Origin of the sequence: Sandaracinobacteroides hominis (genome assembly GCF_016464365.1) — a bacterium.
GTDB lineage: Bacteria > Pseudomonadota > Alphaproteobacteria > Sphingomonadales > Sphingomonadaceae > Sandaracinobacteroides > Sandaracinobacteroides hominis.
In genome coordinates, this window is the sequence record NZ_JADCUC010000001.1 from 927,846 (window position 1) to 939,109 (window position 11,264).

14 protein-coding genes are annotated in these 11,264 nt (G+C 65.3%); 1 reads left to right on the forward strand and 13 read right to left on the reverse strand.

Annotation, left to right across the window (positions count from 1 at the left end; translation table 11 throughout):
- Positions 1 to 67 precede the first annotated feature (67 nt).
- The 9 genes from IM784_RS17545 to IM784_RS04705 form a co-directional block, all read right to left on the reverse strand.
- Positions 68 to 2,476 (reverse strand): relaxase/mobilization nuclease domain-containing protein, encoded by a 2,409-nt coding sequence (locus tag IM784_RS17545; protein ID WP_328799439.1) that lies wholly within the window; start codon positions 2,474 to 2,476, stop codon positions 68 to 70.
- Entirely contained in the window at positions 2,457 to 3,380 is a 924-nt protein-coding gene (locus IM784_RS04670; RefSeq protein WP_199554169.1) for a lytic transglycosylase domain-containing protein, read from the reverse strand. The genes IM784_RS17545 and IM784_RS04670 overlap by 20 nt, the downstream gene beginning before the upstream one ends.
- A 5-nt stretch (positions 3,381 to 3,385) precedes the next feature.
- Positions 3,386 to 3,721 carry a DUF736 domain-containing protein gene (locus tag IM784_RS04675; RefSeq protein ID WP_199554069.1) on the reverse strand — a complete coding sequence of 112 codons (336 nt, stop codon included), beginning with the start codon at positions 3,719 to 3,721 and terminating at the stop codon, positions 3,386 to 3,388.
- 69 nt (positions 3,722 to 3,790) lie between these two features.
- The gene (locus IM784_RS04680) at positions 3,791 to 4,348 is read right to left on the reverse strand and encodes a S26 family signal peptidase (protein ID WP_199554070.1); all 558 of its coding nucleotides are present in this window, start codon (positions 4,346 to 4,348) and stop codon (positions 3,791 to 3,793) included.
- Positions 4,345 to 4,863 (reverse strand): DUF2840 domain-containing protein, encoded by a 519-nt coding sequence (locus IM784_RS04685; protein ID WP_199554071.1) that lies wholly within the window; start codon positions 4,861 to 4,863, stop codon positions 4,345 to 4,347. Before IM784_RS04685 ends, IM784_RS04680 begins: the two co-directional genes overlap by 4 nt.
- Positions 4,860 to 5,114 (reverse strand): hypothetical protein, encoded by a 255-nt coding sequence (locus IM784_RS04690; protein ID WP_199554072.1) that lies wholly within the window; start codon positions 5,112 to 5,114, stop codon positions 4,860 to 4,862. The genes IM784_RS04685 and IM784_RS04690 overlap by 4 nt, the downstream gene beginning before the upstream one ends.
- Positions 5,111 to 5,764 carry a ParA family partition ATPase gene (parA, locus tag IM784_RS04695; protein WP_199554073.1) on the reverse strand — a complete coding sequence of 218 codons (654 nt, stop codon included), beginning with the start codon at positions 5,762 to 5,764 and terminating at the stop codon, positions 5,111 to 5,113. Before parA ends, IM784_RS04690 begins: the two co-directional genes overlap by 4 nt.
- On the reverse strand, positions 5,761 to 6,801 hold the full coding sequence (locus tag IM784_RS04700; protein WP_199554074.1) for a replication initiator protein A: 1,041 nt from the start codon (positions 6,799 to 6,801) through the stop codon (positions 5,761 to 5,763). Before IM784_RS04700 ends, parA begins: the two co-directional genes overlap by 4 nt.
- Positions 6,802 to 7,071 carry a helix-turn-helix transcriptional regulator gene (locus tag IM784_RS04705; protein WP_199554075.1) on the reverse strand — a complete coding sequence of 90 codons (270 nt, stop codon included), beginning with the start codon at positions 7,069 to 7,071 and terminating at the stop codon, positions 6,802 to 6,804.
- Positions 7,072 to 7,541: 470 nt separating this feature from the next.
- On the opposite strand from IM784_RS04705, the gene IM784_RS04710 reads away from it, so the two are divergent.
- On the forward strand, positions 7,542 to 7,829 hold the full coding sequence (locus tag IM784_RS04710; protein ID WP_199554076.1) for a DNA -binding domain-containing protein: 288 nt from the start codon (positions 7,542 to 7,544) through the stop codon (positions 7,827 to 7,829).
- A gap of 38 nt (positions 7,830 to 7,867) precedes the next feature.
- Here IM784_RS04710 and IM784_RS04715 read toward each other — a convergent pair whose 3' ends face one another.
- From IM784_RS04715 to IM784_RS04730, 4 genes are all read right to left on the reverse strand, one after another.
- A complete protein-coding gene (locus tag IM784_RS04715) occupies positions 7,868 to 8,389 on the reverse strand; it encodes a DUF2285 domain-containing protein (RefSeq protein ID WP_199554077.1) in 522 nt (173 codons plus the stop codon).
- Between the two features lie 46 nt (positions 8,390 to 8,435).
- A complete protein-coding gene (locus IM784_RS04720) occupies positions 8,436 to 8,651 on the reverse strand; it encodes a transcriptional regulator domain-containing protein (RefSeq protein WP_199554078.1) in 216 nt (71 codons plus the stop codon).
- Between the two features lie 307 nt (positions 8,652 to 8,958).
- Entirely contained in the window at positions 8,959 to 9,804 is an 846-nt protein-coding gene (locus IM784_RS04725; protein ID WP_199554170.1) for a DUF932 domain-containing protein, read from the reverse strand.
- 398 nt (positions 9,805 to 10,202) lie between these two features.
- A complete protein-coding gene (locus IM784_RS04730; RefSeq protein ID WP_112948905.1) occupies positions 10,203 to 10,520 on the reverse strand; it encodes a DUF736 domain-containing protein in 318 nt (105 codons plus the stop codon).
- Positions 10,521 to 11,264 lie beyond the last annotated feature (744 nt).

Genomic DNA, 11,264 nt, shown 5'->3' on the forward strand with positions numbered 1-11,264 from the left:
CATTTTCCCATTTGTACTGCTTACAGCGCAATGACGAGGAGTTAGCGGAAGCAGGCGTTGGGCGCGCCTACAACGAAAGTCCGCGCTGACGCCCCAACTGCCACGATACTGATCCGCCCTGCACGATGCCGGCAACCTCTCGGCCAAGCTGGCGGTCGATGACCGGCCGCCACGGGACGAGGGTGAACTCGTGGCTCTGCTCAACAATGGCGAACTTGCCGCTCGATAGTTGCACCGTGCCAGTGAACTTGCCGCTGACGGTCTCGCCGTCCGTGGCGGCCCGGAACGGCAGCGCCTTCGCTTCGGCAATCTCCGCGCCGACGCGGGCCACCTCCCGCTCGCGCAGGTTGGCGAGCAGGTTGCGCCGATAGAAGACGCGGCCGTTCTGCTGGCGGGTGGCGTCGCCCTGTTCGATATGATGGTCGCGGCGCTGGTCCATGGCGTCCCGTACCTGCTGGCCGAACCCGGCAGGCGCGAGATCCGATGCGTCGTTCGCGAGCATCCGCCGGTCGAGCCAGGTCGCGCCGTCCGCGCCAATCTGTTTCTCCAGATCGAAGGCCGAGAGGATGCGGACGCTGGCCTGACGGTTGCGGCCGGCGTCATAGGCGGCGGCGCGGCTCTCGAAGTCATCAGGGATACGCCATTGGTCGGCGTCGATCCGCTCGACGATACCGGCGCGACGCAATGCCTCCAGCCGGCGCACATGAGCATCGACATAGCCCTCATAGTCGCCGCCTGGAACGCGGCCCTCGAACTTCGCCTGCTCCAGATGGCGGCTCGGCCGATAGACGCCATCCTCGGCGATGGCGGCGATGGTCCGGTCGGACGGCCGCTGCGTGGTTTCGGCCGGGCCGATCTCGACGATGCCGCCGATCCGCGCATCCTCGACGCGGGCCGGGTCAATGCCGGGGACATGGTGGGTGCGGCCGTCGATGCCGTCCACCACGACGGTCAGGTTCTCGCCCATCTCGTCGGTCAGATATTTGTCCACGACGCGGCCGACGATCGGCGTCTCGGGCGGCCCGTCATGGATATGGAAGGTCATGGGATCGCGCTCCAGCCCATCGGCCTTCAGCGCCTTGTGCATGGAGCGGATGATGTCGCCGCGCTCGCCGATCTCGCGCAGGATCGGTTCCATGCGGCCACTCATCTCCCAGACGCCCGGCGCGTGCTCGGTCGCCAGCCCCATCTTTTCCAGCTTGGCGAGACGGCGCAGGCGCAGGGTCCGGTTGAACTGGCGGCGCGGATCGTCGGGTTCATGGCGCAGGTCAAGGAACCGTTCGTCCGCTTCCTCGGTCATCGCCCGGTCGATGCGGGTGAAGCGGTCCTGATCGACTTCGGCCGAGAGCTTGCGGCTCTGCTCGATCTCGGTCACAGGGCCGAGCTCGAGCGTCGAAAGCTCGCTCGCCCGCTCGCGGATGCCGTTGGCGAGATAGTCGCCGTTGATGACAAGATTCTCGCCCATCTCGTCCTTGCCCCGGACGACGACATGCACATGGGGATGGCCGGTGTTGAAGTGGTTGACCGCGATCCAATCGAGTTTCGTGCCGAGGTCGGTCTCGACCTGTTTCATGAGGTCGCGAGTGTGGGCGGTCAGGTCGGTCAGGTCCGCGCCGTCCTCCGGCGACACGATGAACCGGAACTGATGGCGATCCTCCTTGCCGCGATCAAGGAAAGCATCGCCATCGGCACGGTCCTCGTTGGCCGAATAGAGCTGGCCGCGCTCACCGTCGCGTGAGGTGCCGTCGCGCTGGATGTAACGCAGATGGGCGGCGGCCTTGCCGTTCTTCCCGGCCTGCTGGACGTAACGGGTCTTGACGACGACGCGGCGGATGCCGGGCGCGCTGTGCCGCCAGCCGCCCGACAGGGTGCGCGCGCGGACGAAAGCCGCGCCACGGCCGCGCCGGACGCCGGGACCGCCCGACGCGCGCGGGGCCTTGCCACCCCCCATGCTCCCCTTGGCGGCCGACTTCGCCGACACGCGCGATGGCAGGCGCGGCGAATATTTGGGATGGGCGTTACTATGCTGCCGGGCGAGCTTCTTCGCCTGAGTGAGAAAGCTCTTGGCCTTGCCGAGCTTCGGCGCATCGGAACGGATGCGGCCGGGCCTGGGCCGGAAGCGGTTCTCGTCGTCGGCGCTCATCGACGCGCCTCCGGCCGAAATCCAAGAAAATCGGGCAATCGGCGGCCATGGTGCCAGTCGAAACCCAGCAAAGCCAAGGCTTTGCGCAAAATCACGGCTCGCGCGTTCCAAAAACAGGGTGCCGCTCGCGGCGCTCCTAACCAGTGTGCAGACAACAACAATTTCGAGAACATTGGCGACGTAGTGCCATGTTCCTTTATCTTGCCCTCCGCCTTTACTGCCCTTTCGGCCCTTCCTGCCGGGAATCCAGCCAGGCGAAACCCCGCATGACTGGACACCGGAACGGCTCGCACCGAGCGCGGGAACGCCATCTTCATGGCGCTCCCCCGTCATCGGCGCGAGCTACGAAAATGCTGCCGGTTGACGGTTCCGTGTTGGCGGCATCGCGCACCGGAACGGTTGCGCGAGTGTCGCCGGATTGCACTTCGGACGACGGTGCGGCGACAGTCCGCGTGTCGGCCGAGCGCGCAACGAAGAGCGGAGCCGCACGCCAGTCGGGCGGCGGCGCTGGTGCTGGCGCGGGTATTTCGGACGCGACCGCGCCGCCGAGAACCGGCGCGAGCGCGGCGACATAGGCGCGCGTTTCGGCGGGCAAGGCGCGGCTCGTCGCACGATGGTCATCGTAGCGACCGGGACCGGCATTGTAGGCCGCCAGCATCGCCGCGACATTGCCGTAGCGGTCGAACATTTCGCGCAGGTAGGCCGTGCCAGCCATGATGTTGTCGCGCGGGTCGTAAGGATCGCGGCCGAGCTGGTGGCGGACACGCAGGCCCGCCCAGGTGTCGGGCATAACCTGCATCAATCCCATCGCGCCGGCCGACGAGATTGCGCGCACGTCGCCCGCGCTCTCGGCGCACAGCACGGCGCGAATCCAGTGCTCGGGAATACCGAAGCGCTGCGAGGCTTCGGTGATGAAGCCGGCATAGGGATCGGCGGGATTGGCGCGCGCGACGGGTGCGGCCTGCGCCGATACGGCGACCGGACAGGCTGCGACCGCGAGCACGCCAGCCAGCAGCAGGCCGGCATATCGCGCGATCTCCCTGCCTCCGTTCGACCTCCAGCCTGCCAGCGTGCTCGCTGCGGTCAAGGGCAAGGCGCGAGCGCCGGCCAGGGGCCGCCCCTGACCTTCGCTGTGCGCGCCGGCCGTCCGGTGGCCGAGCGGGACGACGGGATGAGACGGCCTTTCCGCGAACAACGGGATGAGGGTTTTGAACGCGGGGATGACGCGGGATCGCATGGCTTTCAGTCCCGCCCGCCGCGCGGCTTCGGGCGGCTCCAGTGCAGCGACCAAGCCGTCTTGTCGTTGCTGTTCTGGAAGAGATTGGCGCGGATCGGCTGCGGCAAGGCAGGATCGTCGATCACCAACGAAATGTAGTCGCCGGCCTTTTCGCCGACTTCCTTCCAGCCCGCGCTGACCTCCGAGCCGTCTTCGGCCCCGTGAAGGACGCGATAGGCGGGTGCATTCTCCGCGTCCGATGGTTCGGCGGGAACAATGGTCAGCTCGCGGTAAAGGGTGAGCGTATGAACACGGCCCACGAAGGTTTCGTTTTCGGCGGTGAATTGACCGATCTGTGGCATGACAGTCTCCTTGGCGGTGGCGTTTGGAAAAGCCATCGGCGGGCACCGCTCCCGCTGATGGGAAAGCGGTCATTGTGGCGTTGCGCTGATCTGAGCACGCCATTCGTAGCGGCCGTCGCCTTCTTCATCGGTCCAGAGCGGCAGCGCCCGACTGATGACGGAACTTGCGGGGATGGGGCCGAAATAGCGGCCGTCGAGGCTATCGCGGACTTCCCAGTTCATGAGGAAGATTTCACCGTCGCCGATGACGCGGCAGCCCTGCCAGACGGGCAGATCGCGGCCGATCCGGTCACGCTCTAGCGCTTCGCCCATCTCGATCCCGTCCACGGTGATCGTCGATCGCAAGCGGCACACCCGTTGCCCAGGAAGGCCAAGGACACGCTTAAGGAGCGGCACACCGCGCCCGACATAGCCGCGCTCGACCATGAAGTCGGCGAGCGGTTCGGGCGGCATGACGGCGACCAGCTCGGGCACACCGATCCGGTCAGCCGGCTCGATGGTGTAGAAGCCGATTGGCGCGCTGGCCGTGGCGTTCCAGATCAGTTTCGTGGGCGTCGGGATGAAGGCCGCGATGGCGACGCCCATCGCCGCGAAATACGTCACCATGACGTAGCCGAACCGGGTCATGGCGCGATCCTCCGACGTTCGATCCACGCCGCATGACGCTCGGGCGTGTAGGCGTGCGGCTCCAGGCCGGCGGTCAGCCGGTTGTGGACATGCCGCCAGTGGTCGGGCGCGGCGTCGGCCGGATCGAGGCCGAGCGCTTCCACCGCGTCGATGGCGGCAAGCACACGCTGAACCTTCGCCCAGCTATCGAGGCGCAACAGGATGTCACCGCCGGGGCGCACGAAGGGCAGCGTCTGGAAGGGTTCGCCGCGGCCGATGGCGCGCACGATGTCGATGCGTGAGACGACAGTGCCATGTTCGCCGGAAGCCCAGCGGACGAAGGCGAAGACGCTCTCGGGCGCGAAGCCGACGATACTGCGGCGGCGGTCGATGATCTGTTCGTAGCTCTTGCGGCCGAAGCGTATCCAGCGCTCGACCTTGCGCTTGTCGAAGGTCAGCTCGACCAATGTGGTGAAGAGCGCAGGCCCGTCCGGCAACGGACGGCCGTGCAAGCGGCGGGCCGCGTTGCCGGTCATATCGGATCTCCTTCGGTGGGGGGAAATTCGCTGGCGAGCAGGTCGCGCAGCATGTCGGCGACGGTGATGCCGCGCCGGAACGCCGCGACCTTGATGCGCCCGCGCAGTTCGGGCGTGATGTCGATGGTCAGGCGGGCAGTGAACGCTTCGCCGGCGGCCTCGCCGCTTGGCGGAGCTTCGGCCGCCCTGATCCATCTTTCGGCATTGCCCGGCCGGGAGGCGAAGTCGGGTTTGCGGGGAGCGCGGCTCATGGAGCAGCTCTCCCGACGCCGAGACGGCCGATCTCGGCGGCCAGCGCCATGATTTCGCGCGCGGCCGGGCTGCCGTCGTCGATCTCGGAAGCGAGCCGCCCGGACTGCGCGGCATCGGCGAAGACGACGCGCTGGCCGATGGTGGCGGCGAGCAAGGGCGGATCGTGGTCGGCCAGCGTCGCGGCCGTCTCGCGAGCGATGACGGTGCGCGCGCCGCAACGGTTGAGGACGAACCGGGCGGCGAGTTCGGGCCGGTAGATGCGCGCTTCCTTTAGAAGCGCCAGCATCTCGGCCGAGGCCCAGCCGTCGAAGGGGGATGGCTGCACCGGGATCAGCACCAGATCGGCGGCGAGCAGCGCCGAACGCATGAGACCGGCGACGCGGGGTGGCCCGTCGATGACGACGACATCGGCGTCGCGGGCCAGCTCCGGGGCTTCGCGGTGCAAGGTGTCGCGGGCCAGGCCGACGACACTGAACAGCCTCGGCAGGCCCTCATGGCTGCGCGTCTGCGACCAGTCGAGCGCGGAGCCTTGCGGGTCGGCGTCGATCAGGATGACGCGCCGTCCCTGCGCGGCCCAGGCTCCGGCGAGATGCAGGGCCAGCGTGGTCTTGCCGACGCCGCCCTTCTGGTTGAGGAGCGCGACGATCATGGCGCACCTCGGCGGCCGGAACCAGCACTGGCACCGGCACCACGCATCGCGTGCGCGCGCGTCAAAGAAGAAGAGTTAGATTCTTTGTTAGATTCTTCTATAGAGTCCGGCGCGCGATTTGCGCCTAATGTCCCGATACTGCGTGCGCCTAATGTCCCGATAGGATTAACATGGTTATCCACAGGCACTGTGGATAGGTTTTCGGGCAGAAAACGCAGTAGTTCGCGCCCGTCCTCCCATTCGGTTTGGAGCAGGTATCCGGGCAGCGACTGGCGGGCCGCGATCCGCCGCAGATCGAGCGCGAAGTCGGACGGCCGCGCCGCGCTGCCGGATTTCTGATGAAGGTGGGAAATCTCGAACGCCCAGCCCTCGGGCTGTCGTCCGGCGTGTTTGCGGGCGACGCGGTAGAGCCAGCGTTCGATGCCGCCGGTCAGCCGGAAATAGGCCGGGGCGATGGTCAGAACCAGCGAGCGGTCGCTGACGCTGTTGTAGAACCATTCGGGCAGGACGAATTCCATGCCTTCGACGCGGCCGGCGCGCGTCGTCATCTCTTCCCATTCGTTGATCCATGAGAATTGCCGCCGCCGCCAATGCTTGCCGTTGCGGATGGTGGTGGCGATGACGGTCGATTGCAGGCGCGCAAGCGCGGCCTTCAGCAACAGATAGTCGCGGTTGCCGGTGGACCGGCCAACGGCGCGTAGGAGCTGATAGGGCATAAAGCGGAAGAAGCGCGACGTGGTAAAGCCGGCATTCTCGGCCGCGACGATCTGCGAAGCGGCCCAGATCAGCACATCGGCGTCCCAGATCGTCGCCATGCCATGTTCGGGCATGGCGAATACCTGCACCTCAACATCGGCGGCCCGGTAGAGGATCGGCGTGGTGCGGGGGCGCTTCGCCAGCGAGAAGAAGGGCCGTTCCATCAAATCGCGCTGGTCGCGCGGGGCGGCGTCGCCGGTCGCCACGATGAACGGGTCCAGGCGGGTGCGCTCACTGTCTTCGCTCGGCTGTGCGGGTCTGGGGTCGTCGTCGCGCAGCATTTACAGTTCGTCCCGCTCTTGCGGCGTCAGCGGGCGAGCGGCGAAGACCGTGCCGGTATTCTTGTCGCTGGTGGATTTGCGGGTGCCGATGGCGCTCCATGCTTCCAGATCGCGCAGGGCGTAGAGGACGCGGCCGCCGACCTTGCGGTAGGTCGGGCCGGTGCCATAGGTGCGGTGCTTTTCTAAAGTGCGGATGGACAGGCCGAGGAAGCGTGCGGCTTCCTTTGTGCGCAAAAGGCGCGGTGGCAGGTCCGGGTTGCGAACGGCCATAGGGAATCACCTCGTAATTCGTCAGACAGGCGGCTGCCGAAGCGACAGCGGGCTGTGGCGAACGATGGCGAGGGATCGGCGGCCTGTAGCGTGCCGCATTTGCGCCTATGCGCTGGCGGCACCCCCTGACGGCTGATAGTCAGCCGGAAAAGGCGAGATATTTCAGTGACTCAAAGCACGTCGCACCAAATTGCCAAAGACATTCGCGCGCGGTTCGGCTAAGAATACAGGTGGAGCAGACGCGCTGCTCCGGGGGCGTAGTAACCCCTGACTAGCGGTTGGTGTCGGCCGTGACGGCACCATACTCCTTGACCCTATGGTCGGGGAGCCTGTGGCGTATACAACAGGCTTTCCGAGCTAAAGGCCATGGGGCCGTCTAGTCACGGTTACTAACTCCCCGATCACCAGGAGTCAGAGAGTTTGTTTGCGGGGGCGCACCGCAAAAACTCTTCTGGAAGAAGGGAGCAACAATGAAAACATCTGTCGAACTCGATCCCGAAGTGGATGACCTCGCGCCGACGGGCGACATCATCACCCCCTATGACGAGCGGCATTTCGTGACCTATCTGCGCCTTCTCGATGCGAAGGCCGAAAATGCGGACTGGAAGGAAGTGGCGCGAATCGTGCTGCACCGCGATCCGGTCGCCGAAGAACTGCGGACACGGCGATGCTGGCAAAGCCATCTGGAACGGGCACAATGGCTCTCACGCGAGGGCTACAAACGGATTTTGGAACAGGCTGCCGCCAATAAGGCGTGACGCTCGGTATCGTCGGCAACCGCAAATACTGGCCGTACTCAGGTTTTGCCGGGTTTGATCGGATAATGCAGCAGCAGGCGATAGCCGCCGCGCATCATCCTGATGCCGTGGGCGACGAGGCGACGGGCCTTGTTCTTGGCTGGATCGCCTTCAAAATCCTCCTTCGTGCCGTGGAAGCCGAGCAGGACTTCGGCGATGGCGCGATAGCTCTCACCGCGCAGACGAGCATCAAGCGCGCGCAGGGACAGGATATGCCATTCCCGGAGCTGGTCGGGTAGAACGCCGATAGGCGGGCCAGGCGGCCGCCGTGTTAGAGATCGCCAGAGACGCCGTGCGGCATGGGCGCGAAGCTCCAGAAATGAATCCATCGGCAAGGTCACGGCATAGAAGGCTGCGGCGTCGGGCACCGCGTCCGGCAACCAGAACTGGTGCGCGATGTCGTCGACCTGCCAGACGCCATGCCAGCCATCGGCCGCGCGGCGCAGATCGAGACCATCGAGATGGGCGAGCGCGACCAGCGGCTCGGTTTCTGCGGCCTCCTTTTCGACAGGCGACAGCATGACCGCTTGCGGCTGAAGGCGCGGAGACCAGAACGGGGTATGGCTATCAGGCGATGCGTCGGGGTCGCTTGCGAAATCGCAACCCCCAGCGCTGTGCGAAGCGCTCCAATTGCCTCGCGCCGGGTTCTTCGGTCAGGGCAATGGCGTTGAAGTCATGGCGATACTCGTCGTTGCGACGAAGATATTCCCAGGCGAAACCGGCAGCGGGCAAATTCTTGGTGTGCTTGTAAGCCGCCGGAACACGCCAGTCGATGCTAAGCATGGCGTCTTCTCCCAATGGCGGGTCGCACAAGGCAGACCCGAACTGGAAGGCTGCTGGATTTCAGGCGGCGACTGTAGCTGCACCAAGGGTATAAGTGGTGTCGGTAACTCGATAAATTCCTTAGTTATTTTCGTCTTAACAGTGGTTATCTGGATTCGCGAGCCGGGCATAGCCCGGCGAGCTGCGGCCGTGTCCCGGCATGGCCGCACCGCCGATCCGCCAAGCCGGATCGGCGAAAAATTGGGCAATCTGAAAGCCTGAAAGCGGAAATCCGTAGAGCCGGTTTTCCGGCTCTACGGTTCTGCGGTCATCGGGTCTTGAGGCGCTGCATGCCCTCGGCCAGCGTCCAGAGCGCGCGATTGAGGGTCACATTCTGGTCGATGCCGTTGATGGCGCGGGTCTGGCTGCGGCGAATGCGGCCGTCCGAAGTCTGGCGGCGTCCATGCAATCCCCCCCTTATCATGTTCTCCTGAATGGCGTTGTAGGTCATCCAAAGACTTTGCCCGACATCCTCGCGGCGGCGCGGCTGGATGATCTGATCCGGGCGAACGGGGCTTTCCTCTTCGCCGTAGCGGGCGACAAGGCTGGCCTCGGCCAGAACGCGGCGCTCATCTTCGCCAAGCTGGATTTCCTTCATGGTTTCGCTGGCGTCGATCAGCCGGGGGAAGTCCTCCGCGACGGTATAGACGCCTTCGATAATGTCATGCTGGATATTGCCCTTGTGGGGAACGCGCACGTCCTCGAACCGCTCGCCCGCCACAAGGCTGTTGGTGCAGACGAAACGCAGCATTCCGGCGAACATCTGGTAGCTGCTGGTTCCGTCATGGGAATTGACGATGATGACTTCCGCCGCCTCCTGCTTGCCGATGCCATCATCCCGGCGCAGGCGCAGCATATGCTTGGCGTGGCCGTGGCGGCTGCCGTCGCGTGGAACCGACTGCACGGCGAAGAACGGGAACCATCCTTCCCGGCGCAACCCCTCCACAATGTCGATGGTGGGAACATAGACGTAACGCTCCGACCGGCTGTCATGGGCCTCGCGGGCGAAAATGGATGGGACGTGCCGATAAAGTGCTTCGTTGTCGAGCGCTTCGCGCCCGCTGATCTGATGGCTGTTGCGGCCGAACCGGGTGGCAAGGTGATGATAGGTCATGATCTTGATCCTTTTGGTCTGGGTTGGAGCGCAGCGCTGCGCTGCAACCCTGGCCGTCGCCGAGACCGGGGGGTGCAAGGCGCAAGGGCGGACGGGCCGGAGGGGGATCACCCAGCCTGCACAGGCGGATCGAAGTCATGACGAGAGTGCGCAGCGCATATCCGCGCGGAAGGCTGGGGATACCGCCCGGCTGCCCTTGTGCCGCGCCAGGGGGCAGCGCCCCCAAGCAACCGGCCCGGCCAGAGCAAAGCGGAGGACGGGGAGAAGATCCGATCGGGATACGCAAAACCTGAACACCGGAAAGCCGTGTATCCTGATCTCCTTGTTTCCTGAAAGGCGGCGGAGATGAGCAAAAAGAAGCCCCGCTCGGTTGAGCGGGGCAATTCGGGGAGCCGGTCTTAGTCGCCGTTGCGGCGGGACCAGATGAGGTTGTGGGATTTTCCGTCCTCGGCTTCGACCAGGCTGGCGTAGATCGGTGCGGGAAAGCTCGGATCGTCCAGCTTGACGGAGAGGTATTCGCGCTGCGTCTCGCGGGCGGTCTTCCTCCAGGCCGCGCCGAACTCGGTGGCGCCTGCGAAGATGCGGAAGTCGGGGCCGCGCTCGCTGTCGCCCTCGCTGGGGACGAACTTGGCCTTGACATTGAGGGTCAGGGTCTTGACCGCGCCGGTGAATCCCGCGCCGTTTTCGTTCTGGGTGAAGGTGCCGATGGTCGCCATTGTCGTATTCCTTTTCCTGTCGGGCCGCACCATTGCGACCTCGATGGTGGTCGTGAGACTGGGGACGATCGGCCCCGCACCCCTCGGGGCTGGAACAACGTGGAAGGCGGCCGACGACGGCTTTTTTGCTTCGCGATGCAAAGCCGAAGGCGGCGGAAAAAAGCTGGTGACGGACGTTGCGGGAAGACGAGCGAGACGCCGCTTTGGCGGCGGCGGTCTTCGGTCAGACCTTGCCAATCGAGGACGCGGATGGAGCGCCCGTTTCAGGAAATTGCGAGAATACGGCAATGGCGGCCGTCCTGCGCCTCGCCGGGATCGGGGACGCTGCGCCGGTCGCCTTGGGTGCGGTCCTTTCCACCCTGACCATCAGGGCCAGTTCGTATGATACCAGCGGGGCGATGGCGGGCACGGCTTCGTCTTACCTTCGCCGGGGCTGGCGTGCCCGGTGTGGCCGGAAGACCGTTTGCGGGGCGACATGCACTACCTCGCCAAGCGGATGATCCGAGCTTCCCGGCGCTGATCCGCCCCGCCCGTCGAAGCGGACGGAAAGCCTAACCTCATCATGGTGCTGCCGTGGCGACCGTGACCGGCTCCCTAAACTGCCTCACCAACCGGATGTAAGCGGTGCGCGGGTCCCGTGGTTTTGACTTGATGTGAGTTCGGGCATGCCGTCCTGCAACTGAGTTTGCGAGGGACTGGTCGTGGAGCACCAAAATGAGCACCGGATGGAGGTGCGTGGGTCGA

Coding starts and splice junctions, on each gene's coding strand:
- IM784_RS04730 (WP_112948905.1), bottom strand. CDS start 10,520: ATGGCGACCATCGGCACCTTCACCCAGAACGAAAACGGCGCGGGATTC.
- IM784_RS04720 (WP_199554078.1), bottom strand. CDS start 8,651: ATGCTTAGCATCGACTGGCGTGTTCCGGCGGCTTACAAGCACACCAAG.
- IM784_RS17545 (WP_328799439.1), bottom strand. CDS start 2,476: ATGACGGGGGAGCGCCATGAAGATGGCGTTCCCGCGCTCGGTGCGAGC.
- IM784_RS04675 (WP_199554069.1), bottom strand. CDS start 3,721: ATGCCACAGATCGGTCAATTCACCGCCGAAAACGAAACCTTCGTGGGC.
- IM784_RS04705 (WP_199554075.1), bottom strand. CDS start 7,071: ATGGCCGTTCGCAACCCGGACCTGCCACCGCGCCTTTTGCGCACAAAG.
- IM784_RS04685 (WP_199554071.1), bottom strand. CDS start 4,863: ATGACCGGCAACGCGGCCCGCCGCTTGCACGGCCGTCCGTTGCCGGAC.
- IM784_RS04690 (WP_199554072.1), bottom strand. CDS start 5,114: ATGAGCCGCGCTCCCCGCAAACCCGACTTCGCCTCCCGGCCGGGCAAT.
- IM784_RS04710 (WP_199554076.1), top strand. CDS start 7,542: ATGAAAACATCTGTCGAACTCGATCCCGAAGTGGATGACCTCGCGCCG.
- parA (WP_199554073.1), bottom strand. CDS start 5,764: ATGATCGTCGCGCTCCTCAACCAGAAGGGCGGCGTCGGCAAGACCACG.
- IM784_RS04680 (WP_199554070.1), bottom strand. CDS start 4,348: ATGACCCGGTTCGGCTACGTCATGGTGACGTATTTCGCGGCGATGGGC.
- IM784_RS04670 (WP_199554169.1), bottom strand. CDS start 3,380: ATGCGATCCCGCGTCATCCCCGCGTTCAAAACCCTCATCCCGTTGTTC.
- IM784_RS04725 (WP_199554170.1), bottom strand. CDS start 9,804: ATGACCTATCATCACCTTGCCACCCGGTTCGGCCGCAACAGCCATCAG.
- IM784_RS04700 (WP_199554074.1), bottom strand. CDS start 6,801: ATGCTGCGCGACGACGACCCCAGACCCGCACAGCCGAGCGAAGACAGT.
- IM784_RS04715 (WP_199554077.1), bottom strand. CDS start 8,389: ATGCTGTCGCCTGTCGAAAAGGAGGCCGCAGAAACCGAGCCGCTGGTC.